General features: G+C 72.8%; 16 protein-coding genes and 1 pseudogene. 7 read left to right on the forward strand and 10 right to left on the reverse strand.

The window, feature by feature from the left end; translation table 11 throughout:
- The 5 genes and pseudogenes from ACH4OA_RS30860 to tkt form a co-directional block, all read right to left on the reverse strand.
- A pseudogene (locus tag ACH4OA_RS30860) lies at window positions 1–515 on the reverse strand (glucose-6-phosphate isomerase); the annotation flags it as partial.
- 1 nt (window position 516) lies between these two features.
- The gene (gene opcA / locus ACH4OA_RS30865; protein ID WP_397935628.1) at window positions 517–1,443 is read right to left on the reverse strand and encodes a glucose-6-phosphate dehydrogenase assembly protein OpcA; all 927 of its coding nucleotides are present in this window, start codon (window positions 1,441–1,443) and stop codon (window positions 517–519) included.
- Window positions 1,440–3,026: a glucose-6-phosphate dehydrogenase gene (gene zwf / locus ACH4OA_RS30870; protein WP_397935626.1), complete on the reverse strand. Its 1,587-nt coding sequence runs from the start codon at window positions 3,024–3,026 to the stop codon at window positions 1,440–1,442. The genes opcA and zwf overlap by 4 nt, the downstream gene beginning before the upstream one ends.
- The gene (gene tal, locus ACH4OA_RS30875; RefSeq protein WP_397972599.1) at window positions 3,026–4,168 is read right to left on the reverse strand and encodes a transaldolase; all 1,143 of its coding nucleotides are present in this window, start codon (window positions 4,166–4,168) and stop codon (window positions 3,026–3,028) included. Before tal ends, zwf begins: the two co-directional genes overlap by 1 nt.
- Before the next feature lie 19 nt (window positions 4,169–4,187).
- Entirely contained in the window at window positions 4,188–6,263 is a 2,076-nt protein-coding gene (gene tkt, locus ACH4OA_RS30880; protein ID WP_397972601.1) for a transketolase, read from the reverse strand.
- 146 nt (window positions 6,264–6,409) lie between these two features.
- On the opposite strand from tkt, the gene ACH4OA_RS30885 reads away from it, so the two are divergent.
- Window positions 6,410–7,315, forward strand: coding sequence for a helix-turn-helix domain-containing protein (locus ACH4OA_RS30885; RefSeq protein WP_397948403.1), 906 nt, complete (start codon window positions 6,410–6,412; stop codon window positions 7,313–7,315).
- 320 nt (window positions 7,316–7,635) lie between these two features.
- Here the strand turns inward: ACH4OA_RS30885 and ACH4OA_RS30890 are convergent, their stop codons facing one another.
- Complete coding sequence (locus ACH4OA_RS30890) at window positions 7,636–9,030, reverse strand: glycoside hydrolase family 16 protein (protein WP_397935621.1); 1,395 nt, start codon at window positions 9,028–9,030, stop codon at window positions 7,636–7,638.
- Between the two features lie 336 nt (window positions 9,031–9,366).
- Between ACH4OA_RS30890 and ACH4OA_RS30895 the strand changes: the two genes are divergently transcribed.
- Complete coding sequence (locus ACH4OA_RS30895; protein ID WP_397935619.1) at window positions 9,367–10,704, forward strand: 6-phospho-beta-glucosidase; 1,338 nt, start codon at window positions 9,367–9,369, stop codon at window positions 10,702–10,704.
- A gap of 68 nt (window positions 10,705–10,772) precedes the next feature.
- Here the strand turns inward: ACH4OA_RS30895 and ACH4OA_RS30900 are convergent, their stop codons facing one another.
- On the reverse strand, window positions 10,773–11,891 hold the full coding sequence (locus tag ACH4OA_RS30900; protein WP_397948404.1) for an ATP-grasp domain-containing protein: 1,119 nt from the start codon (window positions 11,889–11,891) through the stop codon (window positions 10,773–10,775).
- 158 nt (window positions 11,892–12,049) lie between these two features.
- Window positions 12,050–13,564 (reverse strand): MFS transporter, encoded by a 1,515-nt coding sequence (locus ACH4OA_RS30905; RefSeq protein WP_397972604.1) that lies wholly within the window; start codon window positions 13,562–13,564, stop codon window positions 12,050–12,052.
- A gap of 386 nt (window positions 13,565–13,950) precedes the next feature.
- Here ACH4OA_RS30905 and ACH4OA_RS30910 point away from each other — a divergent pair, with 386 nt between their 5' ends.
- The gene (locus ACH4OA_RS30910) at window positions 13,951–14,856 is read left to right on the forward strand and encodes a metallophosphoesterase family protein (RefSeq protein ID WP_397935616.1); all 906 of its coding nucleotides are present in this window, start codon (window positions 13,951–13,953) and stop codon (window positions 14,854–14,856) included.
- A complete protein-coding gene (locus ACH4OA_RS30915; protein ID WP_397935615.1) occupies window positions 14,804–15,499 on the forward strand; it encodes a 4'-phosphopantetheinyl transferase in 696 nt (231 codons plus the stop codon). The genes ACH4OA_RS30910 and ACH4OA_RS30915 overlap by 53 nt, the downstream gene beginning before the upstream one ends.
- A 446-nt stretch (window positions 15,500–15,945) precedes the next feature.
- Here the strand turns inward: ACH4OA_RS30915 and ACH4OA_RS30920 are convergent, their stop codons facing one another.
- Both ACH4OA_RS30920 and ACH4OA_RS30925 read right to left on the reverse strand, forming a co-directional pair.
- A complete protein-coding gene (locus ACH4OA_RS30920) occupies window positions 15,946–16,173 on the reverse strand; it encodes a hypothetical protein (RefSeq protein ID WP_397935614.1) in 228 nt (75 codons plus the stop codon).
- A gap of 199 nt (window positions 16,174–16,372) precedes the next feature.
- The gene (locus tag ACH4OA_RS30925; protein ID WP_397935613.1) at window positions 16,373–17,029 is read right to left on the reverse strand and encodes a helix-turn-helix domain-containing protein; all 657 of its coding nucleotides are present in this window, start codon (window positions 17,027–17,029) and stop codon (window positions 16,373–16,375) included.
- 241 nt (window positions 17,030–17,270) lie between these two features.
- Here ACH4OA_RS30925 and ACH4OA_RS30930 point away from each other — a divergent pair, with 241 nt between their 5' ends.
- From ACH4OA_RS30930 to ACH4OA_RS30940, 3 genes are all read left to right on the forward strand, one after another.
- Complete coding sequence (locus tag ACH4OA_RS30930; protein ID WP_397948408.1) at window positions 17,271–17,936, forward strand: hypothetical protein; 666 nt, start codon at window positions 17,271–17,273, stop codon at window positions 17,934–17,936.
- A gap of 234 nt (window positions 17,937–18,170) precedes the next feature.
- Window positions 18,171–20,219 (forward strand): phosphocholine-specific phospholipase C, encoded by a 2,049-nt coding sequence (locus ACH4OA_RS30935; RefSeq protein ID WP_397972607.1) that lies wholly within the window; start codon window positions 18,171–18,173, stop codon window positions 20,217–20,219.
- 66 nt (window positions 20,220–20,285) lie between these two features.
- The gene (locus ACH4OA_RS30940) at window positions 20,286–21,137 is read left to right on the forward strand and encodes a phospholipid scramblase-related protein (protein WP_397935608.1); all 852 of its coding nucleotides are present in this window, start codon (window positions 20,286–20,288) and stop codon (window positions 21,135–21,137) included.
- Window positions 21,138–21,308 lie beyond the last annotated feature (171 nt).

Consider the following 21,308-nt stretch of genomic DNA (forward strand, 5'->3'; position numbering starts at 1 on the left):
GTGAAGGCGCGCAGGGCCTCGTAGGCCATCGCGGGGCCCAGGTCGGAGCCGCCGATGCCGATGTTGACGACCGTGCGGATGCGCTTGCCGGTGTGACCGGTCCACTCCCCGGACCGGACCCGGCCGGCGAAGTCCGCCATCTTGTCCAGCACCGCGTGCACCCGGGGCACCACGTTCTCCCCGTCGACCTCGACCACCGCCTCCCGCGGCGCCCGCAGCGCGGTGTGCAGCACCGCCCGGTCCTCGGTGACGTTGATCCGCTCACCCCGGAACATCGCGTCCCGCAGCCCGAACACACCGGTCGCGGCGGCCAGTTCCTGGAGCAGACGGAGCGTCTCGTCGGTGACCAGGTGCTTGCTGTAGTCGATGTGCAGGTCACCGACCCGCACGACGTACCGCTCGGCGCGCCCGGGGTCCGCGGCGAACAGGTCGCGCAGCCGCGGCCGGCCCTGGGCGCGGTGGTCGGCGAGGGCCGTCCACTCGGGGCGGTCGGTGAGCTTCGGAAACTCGGCCATCTCAGGCGTTCTCCTTGGTTGCCACGCCCTGGAGGGCGATGGCGTACATCTCGTCGGCGTCGAGGCGGCGCAGCTCCTCGGCGATCAGTTCGGAGGTGGGGCGGACCTTCAGGGCGAGGGTGCGCGGCGGCTGGCCCGGCAAGGTCAGCGTGGCCAGCGGGCCCTCGGGCCGGTCCACGACGATGTCGCCGTTCGCGGTGCCGAGCCGGACGGCCGTGACGAACGGGCCGGCGCTGTGCACCCGCTCCACGGACACCTTCAGGCGGGCCTCCAGCCAGCGCGCGAGCAGCTCGGCGCTGGGGTTGTCGGCCTCGGCCTCCACGGCCGCCGAGGTCACCCGCACCCGGGCCTGGTCCAGGGCGGCGGCCAGCATGGAGCGCCACAGGGTCAGCCGGGTCCAGGCCAGGTCGGTGTCGCCGGGCGCGTAGCTGCGGGCGCGGTTCTGGAGCACCTCGAGCGGCCGCTCGACGGCGTACAGGTCGGTGATCCGGCGCTGGGCGAGCGCGCCCAGCGGGTCCTTGGCGGGGGCGTCGGGCGCGTCCACCGGCCACCACACCACCACCGGGGCGTCCGGCAGCAGCAGCGGCAGGACCACCGAGTCGGCGTGGTCGGACACCTCGCCGTAGGTGCGCAGCACGACCGTCTCGCCGGTGCCGGCCTCGGAGCCGACGCGCACCTCGGCGTCCAGCCGGGAGTGGGTGCGGTCGCGCAGCGTGCGGGCGTGCCGCTTGATGACGACCAGGGTCCGCGAGGGGTGTTCGCGCGAGGCGTCCTCGGCGGCCTTGATCGAGTCGTAGGCGTTCTCCTCGTCCGTGACGATGACCATCGTCAGGACCATGCCCACGGCCGGTGTGCCGATGGCGCGGCGCCCCTGCACCAACGCCTTGTTGATCTTGCTTGCCGTGGTGTCGGTCAGGTCGATCTTCATGGCCTGCGCCAGCTCCGTCCGTCTCGTGCGAGCATCTCGTCGGCTTCCCTCGGTCCCCAGCTGCCCGACGCGTACTGCGCCGGCCGGCCGTGCGCCGCCCAGTACTCCTCGATCGGGTCGAGGATCTTCCAGGACTCCTCCACCTCCTGGTGGCGCGGGAAGAGGTTGGCGTCACCGAGCAGCACGTCCAGGATGAGCCGCTCGTACGCCTCCGGGCTCGACTCGGTGAACGACTCGCCGTAGGCGAAGTCCATCGACACGTCCCGGATCTCCATCGAGGTGCCCGGCACCTTGGAGCCGAACCGCACGGTCATGCCCTCGTCGGGCTGGACCCGGATGACGATCGCGTTCTGGCCGAGTTCCTCGGTGGCGGTGGAGTCGAACGGCGAGTGCGGGGCCCGCTTGAAGACGACCGCGATCTCGGTGACCCGGCGGCCGAGCCGCTTGCCGGTGCGCAGGTAGAACGGCACGCCCGCCCAGCGGCGGTTGTCGACGCCCAGCTTGATCGCGGCGAAGGTGTCGGTCTTGGACTTGGCGTCGATACCCTCCTCCTGGAGGTAGCCGACGACCTTCTCGCCGCCCTGCCAGCCCGCCGCGTACTGCCCGCGCACGGTGTGCCCGCCGAGGTCCTCCGGGAGGCGCACCGACTTCAGCACCTTCAGCTTCTCGGTGAGCAGCGCCTCCGCGTCGAACGCGATCGGCTCCTCCATGGCGGTGAGCGCCATCAGCTGGAGCAGGTGGTTCTGGATGACGTCCCGGGCGGCGCCGATGCCGTCGTAGTAGCCGGCCCGGCCGCCGATGCCGATGTCCTCGGCCATGGTGATCTGCACGTGGTCGACGTACGACCGGTTCCAGATCGGCTCGTACATCTGGTTGGCGAAGCGCAGCGCCAGGATGTTCTGGACGGTCTCCTTGCCGAGGTAGTGGTCGATCCGGAACACCTGGTCCGGCTCGAACACGTCGTGCACGAGCGCGTTCAGCTCGCGGGCGCTGGCCAGGTCGTGACCGAACGGCTTCTCGATGACCGCGCGCCGCCAGGAGCCCTCGGGCGGGCTCGCCAGGCCGTGCTTCTTCAGCTGCTGCACGACCTTCGGGAAGAACTTCGGCGGCACCGAGAGGTAGAACGCGAAGTTGCCGCCGGTGCCGCGGGAGGCGTCCAGCTCGTCCACGGCGTCCTTGAGCTGCTTGAACGCGGTGTCGTCGTCGAAGTCGCCGGGGATGAAGCGCATGCCCTCGGCGAGCTGCTGCCACACCTCCTCGCGGAACGGGGTGCGGGAGTGCTCGCGCACCGCGTCGTGCACGACCTGCGCGAAGTCCTGGTCCTCCCAGTCCCGGCGGGCGAACCCGACGAGGGAGAAGCCCGGCGGCAGCAGACCGCGGTTGGCCAGGTCGTAGACGGCCGGCATCAGCTTCTTGCGGGACAGGTCACCGGTCACCCCGAAGATGACCAGACCCGACGGGCCGGCGATGCGCGGGAGCCGGCGGTCGCGGGCGTCCCGCAGCGGGTTCACCCAGTCGGCGGCCGGGACCACCGGCACGCGCACCTCCTCGGGTGCCTGGGCGGCGGGGGCGTTCTCGGTCATCAGGCGTCAACTCCCTTGCTCTTCAGGGACGTGGCGACGGCGTCCAGCAGGTCCTGCCAGGCCGCCTCGAACTTGGCGACGCCCTCGTCCTCCAGCTGCTGGACGACCTCGTCGTAGGAGATGCCGAGCCGCTGCGCGGCGGCCAGGTCGGCGCGGGCCTGCTCGTAGCCGCCGGTGATTGTGTCACCGGTGATCTCGCCGTGGTCGGCGACGGCCTGCAAGGTGGTCTCGGGCATGGTGTTGACGGTGCCCGGGGCGACCAGCTCGTCCACGTACAGGGTGTCCTTGTACGCCGGGTCCTTCACACCGGTGGAGGCCCACAGCGGGCGCTGCTTGTTGGCGCCCGCGCTCTCCAGGGCCTGCCAGCGGCCGGAGGAGAAGACCTCCTCGTACGCCTCGTAGGCGAGACGGGCGTTGGCGAGGGCCGCGCGGCCCTTGAGGGCCAGGGCCTCGTCGGTGCCGAGGGCGGTCAGCCGCTTGTCGATCTCGCTGTCCACGCGGGAGACGAAGAAGGACGCCACCGAGTGCACGGTGGACAGGTCCACGCCCCGCTCGCGGGCCTTCTCCAGGCCGGCCAGGTAGGCGTCCATGACCTGGCGGTAGCGCTCCAGGGAGAAGATCAGGGTCACGTTGACGCTGATGCCGAGCCCGACGACCTCGGTGATGGCCGGCAGGCCCGCCGTGGTCGCCGGAATCTTGATCATCACATTGGGCCGGTCGACCAGCCAGTGCAGCTGCCGGGCCTCGGCGACGGTCGCCTCGGTGCGGTGCGCCAGGCGCGGGTCGACCTCGATGGAGACCCGGCCGTCCCGGCCGTCCGTGGCGTCGTACACGTCCCGCAGGATGTCGGCGGCGTCGCGCACGTCGGCCGTCGTCATCATCCGCACGGCCTCCTCGACCGTGACACCGCGCACGGCGAGGTCGGCGAGCTGCTCCTCGTAGCCCTCCCCGGAGCCGATGGCGGCCTGGAAGATGGACGGGTTCGTGGTGACACCGACGGCACTGCCGCTCGCCACCAGCTCGGCGAGGCTGCCCGAGGTGATCCGCTTGCGCGACAGGTCGTCCAGCCAGATCGACACGCCCTCGTCGGCGAGGCGCTTGAGGGCTCCCGGGGTCGCGATTGCTTCGGTCACTGTGCTCATCTTTCTCTTTGTGTCGGTGTCAGGCGCGCGCGGCGGCGAGCGAGGCGCGGGCCGCCGCGGCGACGTTCTCGGGGGTGAAGCCGAACTCGGCGAAGAGGGTCCCGGCGTCCGCCGAGGCACCGAAGTGCTCCAGCGAGACGAAGCGTCCGGCGTCGCCGACGTACCGGTACCAGGTCAGGCCGATCCCGGCCTCCACGGCGACCCGGGCCTTGACGGCCGGCGGCAGCACCCGCTCGCGGTACTCGCGCGGCTGCTCCTCGAACCACTCCACGCACGGCATCGACACCACCCGGGTGCCGGTCCCCGCGGCCTCCAGCAGCTCCCGCGCGGCCACGGCGAGGTGCACCTCGGAGCCCGTCGCGATGATGACCACCTCCGGGACCTCCGTCGAGGACTCGCGCAGTACGTAGCCGCCCTTGGCCGCGTCCTCGTTCGGCGCGTAGACCGGCACGCCCTGGCGGGTCAGCGCGAGCCCGTGCGGGGCGGGGTGCGTGGCGTGCCTCTTCAGGATCTCGGCCCAGGCGATCGCGGTCTCGTTGGCGTCCGCCGGGCGGACGACGTTCAGACCGGGGATGGCGCGCAGCGAGGCCAGGTGCTCGACCGGCTGGTGGGTGGGGCCGTCCTCGCCGAGGCCGATGGAGTCGTGCGTCCACACGTAGGTGACCGGCAGCTGCATCAGCGCCGACATGCGCACGGCGTTGCGCATGTAGTCGGAGAACACCAGGAAGGTGCCGCCGTAGATCCGGGTGTTGCCGTGCAGGGCGATGCCGTTCATCTCCGCGGCCATGGAGAACTCGCGGATCCCGAAGTGCACGGTTCGGCCGTACGGGTCGGCCTCGGCCAGCGGATTGCCCGCGGGCAGGAAGGAGCTGCCCTTGTCGATGGTGGTGTTGTTGGAGCCGGCCAGGTCGGCGGAGCCGCCCCACAGCTCCGGGACGACCGGGCCGAGCGCCTGGAGGACCTTGCCGGAGGCGGCGCGGGTGGCGACGGACTTGCCCTCCTCGAACACGGGCAGGGCGTCCTCCCAGCCCGTGGGCAGCTCGCCCTTGCTCACCCGGTCGAACAGCTCGGCGCGCTCCGGCTGGGCGGCCCGCCACTCGGCGATCCGCTTGTCCCAGGCGGCGTGCGCCTCCGCGCCCCGGTCCAGGGCCCGGCGGGTGTGCGCGAGCACCTCGTCGGCTACCTCGAAGGTGCGCTCCGGGTCGAAGCCGAGGAGGCGCTTGGTGGCGGCGATCTCCTCCTCGCCGAGCGCGGAGCCGTGCGAGGCCTCGGTGTTCCGGGCGTTCGGGGCGGGCCAGGCGATGATCGTGCGCAGGGCGATGAGGGACGGCCGTCCGGTCTCGGCCCGGGCCGCCCGCAGCGCCTCGTACAGGGCCGGGGCGTCGATGTCGCCGTCCGCGGTCGGCTCGACGCGCTGGGTGTGCCAGCCGTAGGCCTCGTACCGCTTGAGCACGTCCTCGGAGAAGGCGGTCGCGGTGTCGCCCTCGATGGAGATGTGGTTGTCGTCGTAGACGAAGACCAGGTTGCCCAGCTTCTGGTGGCCGGCCAGCGAGGACGCCTCGGCGGAGACGCCCTCCTGGAGGTCGCCGTCGGAGACGATCGCCCAGATGGTGTGGTCGAAGGGGGACTCGCCGGCGGGCGCCTCCGGGTCGAACAGGCCGCGCTCGTAGCGGGCCGCCATCGCCATGCCCACGGCGTTGGCGACGCCCTGGCCGAGCGGGCCGGTGGTGGTCTCCACGCCCGCGGTGTGCCCGTACTCGGGGTGGCCCGGCGTCTTCGAGCCGTGCGTGCGGAACGCCTTCAGGTCGTCCAGCTCCAGCTCGTAGCCGGCGAGGTAGAGCTGCGTGTAGAGGGTGAGCGAGGTGTGGCCGGGGGAGAGGACGAACCGGTCACGGCCGGTCCACTCGGGGTCGGCCGGGTCGTGTCGCATCACCTTCTGAAAGATCGTGTACGCGGCAGGGGCCAGGCTCATCGCGGTGCCCGGGTGTCCGTTGCCCACCTTCTGCACCGCATCGGCCGCCAGGAGCCTGGCAGTGTCCACGGCACGCCGGTCGAGGTCGGTCCACTCGAACCCGTCGGAAGTCTGCGTGGTCATCTTCAAGAAGTCCTCGTTCAGTGCGAAGTGGCTGGCCGGACGCGTTCAAACTTAAAAGTCTGACTTATTCGAAGAAAGGTCGGGGTGTGTCAGCCTGTGGTGAATCTGGGACAGTGATCGCACGACGAGAACGGCACGAAAAGGACATGACGGCTATAAGAGGCGAAGCCGCTGGTGGCGGGCCTGACGACGACGGGATCAGAACCTTCCCCTTCCCGGCCGAGCTGGCCGTCGGCGGCGTGGGCATGCAGATCGGCCCCATGGGCACCGACCGCACCTGGCACGCCGACGCCCCGCTGCACCGCGTCCACCGCATCGACTTCCATGTGGTCATGCTCTTCACCGACGGCCCCGTACGACACATGATCGACTTCGCCGAGTACGAGGCCGGCGCCGGCGACCTGCTGTGGATCCGTCCCGGACAGGTCCACCGCTTCTCCCGGGACATCGTGTACCGCGGAACCGTGCTGACCATGCAACCCGGCTTCCTGCCCCGCGCCACCGTCGAGGCCGCCGGCCTGTACCGCTACGACCTGCCGCCGCTGCTGCGCCCGGACCCGGCCCAGCTCAGCGCGGTGCGGGCCGCCCTCGACCAGCTCCGCCGCGAGTACGAGGACACCGCCACGCTCCCGCCGGGTCTGCACACGGCCGTCCTGCGGCACACCCTGACCGCGCTGCTGCTGCGCCTCGCCCACCTCGCCACCAGCGCCGCGGAGACCTCCCGGCAGCAGACCGACAGCACCTTCACCCGGTTCCGGGACGCCGTCGAGGAGGACTTCGCCACCAATCACAGCGTCAGCGCCTACGCCGACGCGCTCGGTTACTCCCGCCGCACCCTGGTCCGCGCCGTCCGCGCGGCCACCGGCGAGACCCCGAAGGGCTTCATCGACAAACGCGTCGTCCTGGAGGCCAAGCGCCTGCTCGCCCACACGGACCTGCCGATCGGCCGCGTCGGGGCGGCGGTGGGCTTCCCGGACGCGGCGAACTTCTCCAAGTTCTTCCAGCTGCACACAGGCCAGACACCGGTGACGTTCCGTGCGGAGCTGCGCTGACGCCCTGACGGGAACGGTCGGACGGGCGGCGGGGTGTGGAGGGCTGACCGGAGGGGGACCGGCGCCGGCTTTTCGTGGTCGCACGCCTGGACGACACCGCAGGCGCGGCGGAGGTCGCGCGCGTGGACGGCCGGGCGCCGGCCGTCCGGGCTTCCGGCGGGGCACGTGGCCGGCCCGCCGGGCGCCGGCGCTCCCGGCGGGCCCGGCGGGCGGCGAGACGGCTCCGGAGTGGTGGAGGGGAGAAGGGGGGACGGCGGCGCCAGGGCCGGTGTGTCCGTGCCGTGGGCCCGTCCGCGCCGTCGCCCGTCACCGCGCCGGGCTCAGTGCCCGAAGTCGAACCAGTTCACGTTCACGAAGTCGGCCGGCTGGCCGCTGGTGAAGGTGAGGTAGACGTCGTGCGTGCCGGTGACCGCGCCGATGTTCGCCGGGACCGTCCGCCAGGACTGCCAGCCGCCGGTGCCGCCCACGGCGAAGCTGCCGACGGGCGCGCTGGTACGGCTGTCCAGGCGCACCTCGACCAGGCCGCTGACCCCGCTCGCCGCGCCGCTCGCGACCCGGGCGTAGAACTGCCTCGCCGCCGTCGCGCCGAAGTCGACCCCCTTGTACAGCGCCCAGTCGCCGCCTGCGAGGGAGCCGATGTCCTGCCCGCCGCCGGTGTCCGTGGTGGTCTCCGTGACGACGCCGGACTGGCCGTCGTAGGACTCGGCCTGGACGGGACTGTAGGCGTCCCGGCCGCCGGGCGGCGGGGGAGTGGTGCCGCCGCCGGAGGACTGCAGGACCTGCACGTAGTCGACGGTCATCGGGTGGCCCGGTTCGGTGCCGCCGTCCGGGCCGCCGCCGAACGCGCCCGGGAAGCCGCCGCCCATCGCGACGTTGAGGATGAGGAAGTAGCCGTGGTTGGTGGCGTTCGCCCAGGTGGTCGCGTCGACCTGGTTCGCCCGGACGGTGTGGAAGGTGGTGCCGTCCAGGGAGAAGCGGATCTCCTCGGGGCTGGCCGAGCGGTCCCACTCCATCGCGTAGGTGTGGAAGCCGGCCTGGCAGGTGGTGCCGGCGCAGGAGGTCGAACCGCCGATGCCGGTGGTCTCGTTGCACGGACCGCCCGGGTTGGTGCCGCAGTGCATCGTGGCCCAGTCGGTGTTCAGGCCCTGGACGTTCTCCATGACGTCCAGCTCGCCGACGCCCGGCCAGTTCCAGTAGTTGCCGCGGAACGGCGCGCCCAGCATCCAGAACGCCGGCCAGTAGCCCTTGGCGGCGGCGCCGGTGACGTTCGGCAGCTGGATCCGGGCCTGCACGCGCAGCTTTCCGCCGGCCGGCGGCTGGAAGTCGGTGCGGTTGGTCTCGATCCGGCCCGAGGTCCAGTGGCCGGAGGCGTCCCGGCGCGGGGTGATGAGCAGATTGCCGTTCCCGTCCAGCGCGACGTTGGCGGTGCTCGACGTCATCGTCTCGACCTCGCCGGTGCCCCAGCCGGCGGCGCCGCCGGGATAGGAGGTCCCGGTGTCGTAGCGCCAGTTGGCGGAGTCGACGGCGGAACCGGCCGCGCCGTTGAAGTCGTCAGCGAAGACCTGGGTCCAGCCGGCGGGCGGGGCGGGCGCGGAGGCGTCGGCGGGTGCGCCGGCGGCCGTGGCGAGGGCGGCGGCCAGGCCGAGTGCGGCCACGACGGAGCCGAACGCGCGCCGTGCGGAGCGGCGTCTGGGAACACCGGAGGATGCGCTCATGGGGAGCCTCTCGGATACGCGGAGGGGTGCGGGGGACGGCGAGAGCACCCGCAACGGATTCTGAGAGCGCTCTCACGGTGAGCCAATGTGCTCCGCGGCCCGAGGGCAGTCAAGACGTGAAACATGGAAAGTCCCCGCACCGCGGGGGAGTTCAGGGGCCGAAGCCTGGCCGGTCCGCGCGGACCGGGCCATCTCGCCTGGTGGCCCGTCCGCGCGGACCGCGCCACCTCGCCCGGCACAGGTGCGCGGAAGGCACCTGCCGCCGGGAGGCGGTCACCGGCGTCCGCGCGGTGCCGGTCTGCTAGAAGGGTGCGGGAGCGACAGAGAGGTACGGGCGTGAAACTGACGATTCTGGGTGGCGGCGGGTTCCGGGTGCCGCTGGTGTACGGCGCGCTGCTGGCCGACCACGCCGAAGGACGGGTCACCGAGGTCGTGCTGCACGACCTGGACGCCGGCCGGCTGCGCGCGGTGTCCCGGGTGCTGGCCGAGCAGGCCGAGGGCGTCCCCGACGCGCCCGCCGTGTCCGCCACCACCGACCTGGACGAGGCCCTGCGCGGCGCCGCCTTCGTCTTCTCCGCGATCCGCGTCGGCGGTCTGGAGGGCCGGGCGGCGGACGAACGGATCGCGCTCGCGGAGGGAGTGCTGGGCCAGGAGACCGTGGGCGCCGGCGGGATCGCCTACGGTCTGCGCACGGTCCCGGTCGCCGTCGACATCGCCCGCCGGGTGGCCCGGCTCGCCCCCGACGCCTGGGTCATCAACTTCACCAACCCCGCCGGACTGGTCACCGAGGCCATGTCCCGGCACCTCGGCGACCGCGTCATCGGCATCTGCGACTCGCCGGTCGGCCTCGGCCGCCGTATCGCCCGGGTCCTCGGCGCCGACCCGGAGCGGGCGTTCGTCGACTACGTCGGCCTCAACCACCTCGGCTGGGTGCGCGGCCTGCGCGTCAACGGCCGGGACGAACTGCCGCGCCTACTCGGCGACTCCGAGCTGCTGGGCTCCTTCGAGGAGGGCCGGCTGTTCGGCGCCGACTGGCTGCGCTCGCTCGGCGCGATCCCCAACGAGTACCTGCACTACTACTACTTCAACCGGGAGACCGTCCGCGCCTACCAGGAGGCCGACCGGACCCGCGGCGCCTTCCTGCGCGACCAGCAGGCCCGCTTCTACCAGCAGGCCGGCGGTCCCGGCGGCTCCGCGCTGCTCGCCTGGGACCGTACCCGGGCCGAGCGCGAGGCGACGTACATGGCCGAGAACCGGGAGAGCGCCGGCGCGGGCGAACGCGAGGCCGAGGACCTGTCCGGCGGGTACGAGAAGGTGGCCCTCGCCCTGATGCGGGCCATCGCCCGCGACGAGCGCGCCACTCTGATCCTCAACGTCCGCAACCGCTCCACGCTGCGCGTCCTCGACGCCGACGCGGTCGTGGAGGTGCCGTGCCTGGTCGACGCGAACGGCGCCCATCCGCTCGCCGCCGATCCACTGCCCGGCCACGCCACCGGCCTGGTGTGCGCGGTGAAGGCCGTCGAGCGGGAGGTGCTGGCCGCCGCCGAGTCGGGTTCCCGGGCGGCCGCCGTGACGGCCTTCGCCCTGCACCCCCTGGTCGACTCGGTCACCGTCGCCCGCCGCCTGGTCGACCACTACACCGAGGCCCACCCGGGACTGGCGTACCTGGCGTAGGCACCGGGGGAGCGGACGGCGGCCGCCGGGCGCCGGGCGCGCAGGGCCGGGCAGGGGCCCTCAGGTCCCTACAGGGGCAGTGCCTGGGCCGTTTCGACGGGGGGCGCGGTGGCGGGTGTGGTCGGCAGCGGTACGTCGGCTGCCGGCCGTTGCCGGGGCCCCGCCGTCGGTGTCAGGGGGCGCGGGCCCGACACCACCGTGTAGTCCTGGCCGAGGAAGGGCGGTTCGATCACGCCGGGGTCCTCGCCCAGGGCCAGCCGCACCGCCGCCCACGGCGCGTTCACCCCGCAGAGGGACAGCTGGTGCAGCCCTCCGGCGGGCCGGGTGTTGACGTCGAGCAGCACCGGGCGGTCGCCGAGCATGCGGAACTGGATGTTGGACAGGTGGTGCAGCCCGAAACCCTCCGCGATCAGCCGGGCCGGCGCGAGCCACCGCTCGTCCAGGGTGAAGCCCCGGCGGCGGCCGTTCTTGGTGCGGCCCACCGCGAGCCGCACCCGGCTGTCCGGTCCGGTCAGGCAGTCGACGGACACCTCGGGCTGCTCCAGGCGCGGCATCACCAGCCAGTCCACGGGCTCCTCGGCCCGCCGCAGCGCCGCCACGACCACGTCCAGCCGTACCTCCGGGCCCGGGAAGCCGTTCAGCTCTGCCAGCGAGAAGGGCGCCCGGGTGATCGTCCGGAAGCCCGCCCCGCCCGCGCCCACGGCCGGTTTGAAGCACGCCCGGTGCCCGGCGGCCTCCAACCGGGCGACCGCGTCGAGCAGTTCGTCCGCCGTGCGGACCCGCCACCACGGCGGCACCGGCACGCCCACCGAGCACACCGCCTCGTACGCGGTCGCCTTGTCCTCGAACACGGCGATCGCCTCGGGCGTCGGTGCCAGCAGCGCCGTGCCGGCCGCCGCGAACTCGGCCCGCTGCGCCACGATCGCGGCCTGGTGCAGCCGGGGCACGAACACGTCGATGCCGCGCCGGACGCACTGGTCGAGCGCGTACTCCGCGTACGCGGCCGGGGACAGGCCCTCCGGCTCCAGCTCGGCGGTGTCGGCGGCGGCCAGCACGGGCGAGTCCGGGTCGCCGTGCGTGGCGTGGATCTCGACCGCCCGGTCACTGGGATTCCTCCGCAGCTGATCCATGAAGAACACGTTCTCCGCGTACGTGCGGTTGAGCCAGACGCGTACGCGAGAGACCATGCGGGCCGCCTTTCGGGGTGTGCGGGCACGGCGGAGCGGCCCGTGCCCGGGCAGGTGGGAGGAAGGGTCACCAAACGGCCCCGGGGAAAGGGGAGTCGAGAGCGCTGGTGTCGGGGCGATCATACGGCCATCCACCACCCGCCCGTGCCACGCCTGGCTCACGGATTCCCGGGCACCGCCCGGTCCGCGACCCCGGCGGGCAGGCCCGCGTCCTCCGCCGCGTCCGGCGCCCCGGCCACGGGGGCGTCGCCGCTTTGGGCGCGGGGCAGCCGCAGTGCGATCAGCAGGCCGGCGACCATGCCGAGCGCCGTGAGCAGGACGACGCGGAACTCCCCGTCCGCGGTGGCGGTCCGCAGCGCCTGGCCCGCCTTGCCGCCGGTGCCGGCGTCGGCGAGCGCGGTGAGGACGGCCAGCCCGATGGCGTTGCCCAGGTTGAGGGTGGTGGAGGCCATGCCGTTGGCGATGCCCTGCTCGCCGGGCGCGACCTTGGTGGCGGCGGCGATCCACATCGCGGTCCACACCACGCCCTGGCCCAGCCCGGAGACGATCAGTCCCGGCACGGCCACGGCGTACCCGGCGTCGGCGTCGAAACCGAGGGCGAGGACCGCGGTGCCCACGGCGCCCACCAGGAAGCCCGCGATCAGCGTGGTGCGGGCGCCCAGCCGGGTGGTCATGCGCTCGCCGAGCTGGGTGCCGGCGGCGATGGCGACGGAGGGCACGAGGAAGGCCAGCCCGGTGTCCAGCGCGCTGAAGCCGTGCACCGACTGGAGCAGGACGGTCAGGAAGTACGGCAGGGTGCCGAACGTGGCCATGTAGAGGAACGTCACCGTGATGGCCACGGTCAGGCTGCGGTTGCGGAACAGCCGGAAGGGCATCAGCGGGTCGGCGCTGCGGGTCTCGATCACGGCGAACGCGGTCAGGGAGACCACGGCGGCGACGGCCGCGCCGATGACCGCCGGGGAGGCCCAGCCCCACTCGGGGCCCTCCACCAGGGCGAAGACGAGCAGGGTGGCGCCGGCCGTGACGGTCAGGGCGCCGGGCAGGTCGAACCGGCGGCCCGCGCTGCCCGCCGGATCGCGCGGGATGACGAACACGGCGGCCACGGCGACGAGCCCGGCCAGCGGCACGTTGACGAAGAACACGGCGGGCCAGCCGAAGGCCTGGGTGAGCAGGCCGCCCAGCAGCGCGCCGACGGTCAGCCCGCTGGCCCCGGCGCCGCCCCACACCGCGAGCGCCCGGTTGCGCCGGGGGCCCTCCTCGAACAGGGTGTTGATCAGCGACAGGGTGGACGGCAGCAGCAGGGCGCCGCCGATGCCCTGCACCGCCCGCGCGGCGACGATGACCGCCGGGCTGCCCGCCAGCCCGCCGGCCAGCGACGAGACGGCGTACACCGCGAGCGCGAGGACGAAGATCCGGCGCCGGCCGAGCAGGTCGGCGGCCCGGCCGCCGAGCAGCAGGAAACCGCCGGCGAACACCACGTAGGCGCTGACGACCAGTTGCTGGGTCTGGCCGGGGAAGTCCAGGTCGGAGCCGATGTCGGGCAGCGCGACGAAGACGATGTTCAGGTCGAGGGAGAAGATCAGCTGTGCCAGCGCCAGCAGCGCCAGGCTCCAGCCCGGTCGGCCGCGGCCGGCACCGGCCGGGTGCGCGTGCGGCCTGGGGGAGGTGGACATGGAGGTCGGCCCCTTCGGTTCGTGGGCAGGGCGGCCCGGCTCATACGACGACAGTACGTATACTCCCGTACTGTCGTACATTCCTCAATCGAACCGTCGCCTTCCGGCCAGGTGTCCCGGCCGTCCGGGCGGCCGGCACCCCCGGCGAGCCCGCCTGGACGAGCGCTTCCCCGGGCGGTCGCGTTACCCTGGACCAGGCGATCCCTCGCGTCCGGAGCCGGACGGGCAGCCGTCCGCGCACGTCCCCCGACGGCGTCTCGAAATCACCCATGACCCTTTGGAGCGCCGCCGGTTCCGGAAGCCGACACCCGGTCGGATGCCTCTTGTCCCCGGCCGGGTCCATGTGTTGTTGTGGTGCCATCGGATGATCGGAAGGGGTGCGCGGGGTGGAGTCGACGGCCGGGGCCGGACAGCTGCTGGCCATCAGCGACCTGCACATCAGCTACCCGGAGAACCGCGCCCTCGTCGAGGAGATGCGGCCCGGGAGCGACGACGACTGGCTGATCGTGGCCGGGGACGTCGCGGAGACCGTGGACGACATCCGCTGGGCGCTCGGCACGCTCGCGCGCCGCTTCCGCAAGGTGCTGTGGGCGCCCGGCAACCACGAGCTGTGGACCCACCCCCGGGATCCGGTCACCCTGCGCGGCGTCGCCCGCTACGAGCACCTGGTCGAGGTCTGCCGCGAGCTGGGCGTCCTCACCCCCGAAGACCCCTATCCCGTGTGGCGCGGCGCCGGTGGCCCGGCCGTCGTCGCCCCGCTGTTCCTGCTGTACGACTACTCGTTCCTGCCGGCCGGCTGCGCCACCAAGGCGGAGGGCCTGGCCTACGCGGAGAGCACGGGCATCGTCTGCAACGACGAGTTCCTGCTGCACCCCGACCCGTATCCGACCCGTGAGGCGTGGTGCCGGGCGCGGGTCGCCGAGACCGAGCGCCGGCTCGCCGAGCTGCCCGAGGACCTCCCGACCGTGCTGGCCGGCCACTACCCGCTGGACCGGCACCCCACCGAGGTCCTGTGGCACCCCGAGTTCGCCATGTGGTGCGGCACCGGGCTGACCGCGGACTGGCACCGCCGGTTCCGCGTCGCCACCATGGTCTACGGCCATCTGCACATCCCGCGCACCACCTGGCACGACGGAGTCCGCTTCATGGAGGTCTCCGTGGGCTACCCCCGCGAATGGCGCAAGCGCCCGGAAGCCCCGGGAAGGCCGCGCCGCATCCTGCCGATGGAGGTCGAGACCGGTGATCGAGGAGCTGCTCCCGGAGTCGGTCGTGGCCGTGGAGGCACACGCTGACGACCCGCTGTGGCAGGCCCCGCTCCATCCGGAGGAGGAGGCGCTGGTCGTGCGCGCGGTGGCCAAGCGGCGCCGCGAGTTCGCCGCGGTCCGCGGCTGCGCCCGGCGCGCCATGGAGAAGCTGGGCGTGCCGCCGCAGGCCGTCGTCAGCGGTGAGCGGGGCGCCCCGCTGTGGCCGGCCGGGCTGGCCGGCAGCATGACCCACTGCCAGGACTACTGCGCCGCCGCCCTGGTCCGCGCCACCGACCTCGCCTCCCTCGGCATCGACGCCGAACCGCACGGGGCGCTGCCCGAAGGTGTCGGCGAGTCCGTGTTCCTGCCCGCCGAGATCGCCCGGCTCGACCTGCTCGCCGCGCAATCACCCGCCGTGCACTGGGACCGCCTGCTGTTCAGCGCCAAGGAGTCCGTCTACAAGGCGTGGTTCCCGCTCACCCGCAAGTGGCTGGACTTCTCCGAGGCCGACATCACCCTGCGCGCGGACTCCGCCGGCGAGCCGTACGGCACCCTGAGCGCCGAACTCCTCGTCCCGGGCCCGCTGGTCGGCGGCCACCGCCTCCAGACGTTCGAGGGCCGGTGGGTCGTACGGGACGGGGTGCTCGCCACATCGGTGGTCATCCCGCACCCCACGACACCCTCCGCCTGACGCCGGGCCACCGGGGCGACGTACGCGGCGACCGACGCGGGCGCGGTAGCGACCTACGTGGCGCGGCGATCGACGTGCGGCCGGTCCGGGTGGACCGGCCGCCTGATCGCCCCGCTTGTCGGCGGCGCGCACGGGTTGCTCGCGGGGCGGCGCCCGCCGTCCGGACGCGCACTTCGCCGTTCCGAGGTACGCCCGAGCCGTCCGCGGCGCATGCCAGCCGGCCTCCGCGCCCGGCTGTCCCTCCCGGCGGATGACCGCCCGGACGCGACCGTCCGTGCCAGGTGACCGGTCACCGCGCCGGCACCGACCGGGGCGCCGCTGCCCGAGCGCACCCCGGCCGAGGCGGGCCGCCCGGCGTGTTCCGGCCAGATCGGCACCGGCGTCTCCCGGCCCGCCGTCCCGCTCCCGCCCCGGCGGTGACGGCGGACCTCCGTCCGGAGGGTTCGTCAGACCTGCGGGTGCCAGTTGCGCAGCAGGTGGAAGAACTCCGCCTCGTTGCCCGCGAGTCCCGCCTGGGCCAGTGCCCGGTCCGCCTCGGCGAGGACGGCGGGCGGGACGAGGGCGGGCCGGGCGGTGTCCGGTGGTCCGTCGAAGGCGGCGCGCACCGTATGGAGCAGCCGCAGGTACGCCTGGACGGCGGTGCGCTCACGGTCGGTCAGTACGGCGGTGGGCATCGGTCGGCTCTCCCCGGGTAGGCGTCACGGTCACGCGCCCTGCGGCGCCGTGCACCGCGTCGTAGCTCGGCGCACACCCCCAGCTTGCCGCCCACCACTGACAATGCCGTCCGGCTCGGCCCCGGTTCGCCCGCTCAGCCGCAGGCACGGCGGGAGAAACGGCCGTACCGCACACGCCGTACGGCTCCCCGCCGGCGGGTCAGGACTCGGGCCGCTTGACGCTCTCCAGGAGCATGTCCAGCCACTCCGCGACCTTGTCCCGGTGCTGGTCCGTGGGCAACTGCGCGGCCCGCCAGGCGATTCCGCGCACCCCGTGGTCCTGGAGCAGCCGCTCCAGCGGGTCCTCCACGGCCTCCACGTCGGCCCGCTCCCGGTCCGCCAGCTTCTGCAACAGCTCCTGCTCGGTACGCTGCAACGCGCCCGCCAGGGCCTCGGGGTCCTCCGCGGTGAGGAAGCCGGCGTGCACCCGGAAGAAACGCTGGAGGGCGTCGCAGTGCTCCATGGTGGGCCGCCGGTCGCCGTTGATGAGGGCGCCGGCCTGCTGCCGGGACATGCCCGCGCCGTCGGCTATCTCCTGCTGGGTGTAGCGGCGTCCGCCGGGCTTCAGCCGGGTCCGGCGCAGCAGGTCCAGACGTTGCAGGAAGCGGGCCTGGACATCCGGTTCGCCCGCGGGCCGACCGCTGAGCAGGGCCCTCACCACCGGCTCGGGCACCCCGCAGGCGGTGGAGAGCCGCCCGACGTCGAAGACCTCGGCGTGCGGTACGCCGAGCCGGTCGGCGAGCGCGGTGACGCGGGCGACGACGGCCGGCAGCTGGGCGGTCGCCGAGGCGCCCGGATCCTCGTAGCCATCCGTCACCGACAGAACTCCTACGTCTCTAGAGGGCTTCAGATGTGTCCGTGCTTCTCACGAGCGATCGCCGTGAACTTCCCGGAGCGTAGCCCGTGTCCGGAACCCACATCCAGGTGTCGCCACAACTGTGGCGAATTTCAGCCGTCAACCGGCATGAAATGCCACGATAGTTGACACGACTCTTGCCTGGGCAGCAGGATCACATCGCCGCGTGAAAGGCCGCAGAGGCAAGAGGGGTGACCTCCCGATGGCACATCAGGCAGGAGGGCAGCGGCCGGCACCGCGGCCCGTCCCCGACATTGGCGAAACCAAGGCGTACCTACAGGACTACGGAGCGCTGCTGGAGAACGTGTCCTGTCCGTCCCTGGTCGTGGACCGCCAGTGGAACGTGGTCATGACGAACCGGGCGTTCGAGACGCTCTTCGGCGGCGTGCGTCCGCATCCGACGGCCATGCCGGGGGAGAACTTCCTGCGGTTCGTGCTGTTCCACCCGGACGCGGGCGCGATCCTCGGCGAGCACGAGCCGGACTGGTGCCTGCCGATGCTGGCCCAGCTCCGGGACGCCCTGGAGTCCTCCGGGCACGACCACGAACTCCAGGCCGTGCGCCGGGATATCGCCGAGGACCCGATCATGGAGGCCGCCTACCGGCAGGGCCTGCCGCACTGGATCCGCGCCGTCGGCGAGGCCGCGACCCGCCTGGACGGGGCGGTGCGCCTGCTGCACCACCCGGACCCGCGCCGCGGGCGCACGGAGTGCCGCATCGTCGAGGAGGCGCCGCAGCCGCTGCGCGAACTCGGCTACCGGCGGCTGTCGATGGTGCTGCGCGAACGGCCCGCCGCACCGGTGCGCCGCGCCCGCCGCCCCCGGAGCGGCGGCTCCCACCTCACGGTCGTCCCCGCGACCGAGACCTGACCGCCCCCGCATCACCGACACCGCCCCCCGCGTCAACTCGGCGTGGCGCTCTGTGGTTGCCAGGAGCGCGCGGTCGTCCCCGCACCGCACCGACCGCCGGGTTTCACACCGGCGCCATCGGACCCTTCCCTGACGTTTGCTGCTCTTGGAACACTCGCTCCGCGCGGTTTCCGTCATCCGGCGGCATCCCGCAGGCCGGTACGGCCGTACGTCAGAAGGAGAGGGTCCTCACCCATGTCCGAAGTCAACCGGCGGCGCTTCCTCCAGCTCGCGGGCGCCACCACGGCGTTCTCGGCGCTGGCCGGCAGCATCCAGCGCGCGGCGGCCCTGCCCGCCCATTACCGCACCGGATCGGTGGAGGACGTCGAGCACATCGTCGTCCTGATGCAGGAGAACCGTTCCTTCGACCACTACTTCGGCTCGCTGCGCGGCGTGCGCGGCTTCGGCGATCCCCGTCCGGTCACCCAGAACGGCCGGTCCGTCTGGAAGCAGTCCGACGGCACCAGGGACATCCTGCCCTTCCACCCGGACGCCGACGACCTGGGCCTGGCCTTCCTCCAGGACCTCCCGCACGGCTGGAACGACGGACACGCCGCCTTCGCGGGCGGCAGGTACGACAAGTGGGTGCCCGCCAAGTCCGCGACCACGATGGCGTACCTGACCCGCGACGACATCCCCTTCCACTACGCGCTGGCGGACGCCTTCACCGTCTGCGACGCCTACCACTGCTCGTTCATCGGCTCCACCGACCCCAACCGCTACTACCTGTGGACGGGGTACACCGGCAACGACGGCAAGGGCGGCGGCCCGGTCCTCGGCAACGAGGAGAAGGGCTACGGCTGGACGACGTACCCCGAGCGGCTGGAGCAGGCCGGGGTCTCCTGGAAGATCTACCAGGACATCGGCGACGGCCTCGACGCGAACGGCTCCTGGGGCTGGATCAGCGACGCCTACCGCGGCACCTACGGCGACAACTCGCTGCTCTACTTCGACCAGTACCGCAACGCCAAGCCCGGCGACCCGCTGTACGACAAGGCCCGCACCGGCACCGACGCCCGCACGGGCGAGGGCCTGTTCGACCGGCTGAAGGCGGACGTCAAGGGCGGCCGGCTGCCCCAGGTCTCCTGGATCGTGGCCCCCGAGGCGTTCACCGAGCACCCCAACTGGCCCGCGAACTACGGCGCCTGGTACGTCTCCCAGGTCCTCGACGCGCTCACCTCCGACCCGGACGTGTGGGGGAAGACCGCGCTGCTGATCACCTACGACGAGAACGACGGCTTCTTCGACCACGTCATCCCGCCCTACCCGCCGGCCTCCGCCGCACAGGGCAAGTCGACCGTCGATCCCGCGCTCGACCTGTTCAAGGGCGACAGCGGCCATGTCGCCGGTCCCTACGGGCTCGGCCAGCGGGTGCCGATGCTGGTCGTCTCCCCGTGGAGCAAGGGCGGTTACGTCTGCTCGGAGACCTTCGACCACACCTCGGTCATCCGGTTCATCGAGCGCCGCTTCGGCGTCCGGGAACCCAACATCTCGCCCTGGCGGCGCGCCATATGCGGCGACCTGACCAGCGCTTTCGACTTCTCCCGCAAGGACACCGCACCGGTCGTGCTGCCCTCCACGGCCGGCTACCGGCCGCCGGACCGGGGCCGCCACCCCGACTACGTGCCCAAGCCGCCCGCCACCGCCTCCCTGCCCCGCCAGGAGCCCGGCAGCCGGCCCACCCGCCCGCTGAAGTACGCCCCGGTGGTGGACGGCGCCGCGGACACCGCCGCGGGCACGTTCGCGCTCACCTTCGCCTCCGGACCCCAGGCCGGCGCGGTCTTCCTGGTGACGTCCGACAGCCGTACCGACGGCCCCTGGACCTACACCACGGAAGCCGGCAAGACGCTCTCGGACACCTGGAACTCGGTGTACTCGGGCGGCCGTTACGACCTGGCCGTGCACGGGCCCAACGGCTTCCTGCGCGTCTTCAAGGGCCGCAACAAGACCGCCGGATGCGAGGTCACCGCCCGGCACACCGGGGACGACGTCGCGCTCACCTTCACCAACAAGGGCTCCGGCACGGCGCGGCTGACGCTGGCCGACGGCTACGGCGCCGCCCCGGTCACGGTGACGGTACGGCCCGGCGAGACCGTGCGGCGGACCGTCTCCCTCACGGCGAGCAAGCGCTGGTACGACCTGACGGTGACCTCCGAGGCCGACCCGGCCTGGCTGCGCGGCTTCGCCGGGCACGTGGAGAACGGGCTGTCCGGTGTCAGCGACCCGGCGATCGCGACGGGGTGAACGGGCGATGAACACCGCTCCGTGCGTACTGGTCAGGTACCGGTCACCGCAGGGTAGTGTGCCCCGGTGACCACGCAATCGAACACTCCTGCAGGCTGGTACCCGGATCCGCACGGAGCGCAGCAGACGCTCCGCTACTGGGACGGCGCGCAGTGGACCGAGCACACCAACCCGGGCGGGCAGCCCGCCGGGCAGGTTCCGCCGCAGCAGGCCCCGGACCGGCAGCAGGCCGCTTTCCCGCAGCAGCAGCACGGCGACGCCAAGGTGCAGCGCCAGGTGCAGAAGCAGGCCGGTGTCGCGGCCGGCGGCCCCGGCGGCGGCACCCTCTTCACCGAGCCCGTCCTGGTCGTGAACCAGAAGGCCAAGCTCATCGAGCTGACCAACGAGTACAAGGTCATGGACCAGAACGGCCGGGAGATCGGTTCGGTCACCCAGGTCGGGCAGGGCGTGCTGCGCAAGATCCTGCGCTTCGTCTCCAGCCTGGACCAGTTCCTCACCCACAAGCTGGAGATCCGGGACGCCTACGGCCAGCCGCAGCTGCTGCTGACCCGGCCCGCGAAGATCTTCAAGTCCCGGGTGGTCGTGACCCGCCCGGACGGCTCGCCGGTCGGCGAGATCGTCCAGAAGAACATGATCGGCAAGATCAACTTCGCGATGATGGTGAACGGCCAGCAGGTCGGCGCGATCAAGGCGGAGAACTGGCGGGCCTGGAACTTCGCGATCGTCGACCACGCGGACAACGAGGTCGCCCGGATCACCAAGACCTGGGAGGGCCTCGCCAAGACGCTGTTCACGACGGCGGACAACTACGTCCTGCAGATCCACTACCAGCTGCCCGAGCCGCTGGTGACCCTCGTCGTGGCGACGGCGCTGACGGTCGACACCGCGCTGAAGCAGGACGCGCGCGGCTGGGGCTGACCGGGCCGCGCCCGGACGGACGGGTCAAGACGACGGCGGCCCGGGGGGGGGGCCGGCCCCCCCCCCCCCCCCCCCCCCGCCCCCGGGTCGAAAACAGGCCGGGGGGGGCCCCCCGGGACCCGCGGCCCGGGCCCCCACCCCCGGTGACCCCGGGCCCGACCCCCCCCCACC

Source organism: Streptomyces sp. NPDC017095 (genome assembly GCF_044332325.1).
Classification (GTDB): Bacteria; Actinomycetota; Actinomycetes; order Streptomycetales; family Streptomycetaceae; genus Streptomyces.

Bases quoted from the DNA above. Each gene is read 5' to 3' on its own strand.
- ACH4OA_RS30885 (WP_397948403.1), top strand. From the start codon at position 6,410: ATGACGGCTATAAGAGGCGAAGCCGCTGGTGGCGGGCCTGACGACGAC.
- zwf (WP_397935626.1), bottom strand. From the start codon at position 3,026: ATGACCGAGAACGCCCCCGCCGCCCAGGCACCCGAGGAGGTGCGCGTG.
- tkt (WP_397972601.1), bottom strand. From the start codon at position 6,263: ATGACCACGCAGACTTCCGACGGGTTCGAGTGGACCGACCTCGACCGG.
- ACH4OA_RS30920 (WP_397935614.1), bottom strand. From the start codon at position 16,173: ATGCCCACCGCCGTACTGACCGACCGTGAGCGCACCGCCGTCCAGGCG.
- ACH4OA_RS30900 (WP_397948404.1), bottom strand. From the start codon at position 11,891: ATGGTCTCTCGCGTACGCGTCTGGCTCAACCGCACGTACGCGGAGAAC.
- ACH4OA_RS30930 (WP_397948408.1), top strand. From the start codon at position 17,271: ATGGCACATCAGGCAGGAGGGCAGCGGCCGGCACCGCGGCCCGTCCCC.
- opcA (WP_397935628.1), bottom strand. From the start codon at position 1,443: ATGAAGATCGACCTGACCGACACCACGGCAAGCAAGATCAACAAGGCG.
- ACH4OA_RS30905 (WP_397972604.1), bottom strand. From the start codon at position 13,564: ATGTCCACCTCCCCCAGGCCGCACGCGCACCCGGCCGGTGCCGGCCGC.
- tal (WP_397972599.1), bottom strand. From the start codon at position 4,168: ATGAGCACAGTGACCGAAGCAATCGCGACCCCGGGAGCCCTCAAGCGC.
- ACH4OA_RS30890 (WP_397935621.1), bottom strand. From the start codon at position 9,030: ATGAGCGCATCCTCCGGTGTTCCCAGACGCCGCTCCGCACGGCGCGCG.
- ACH4OA_RS30935 (WP_397972607.1), top strand. From the start codon at position 18,171: ATGTCCGAAGTCAACCGGCGGCGCTTCCTCCAGCTCGCGGGCGCCACC.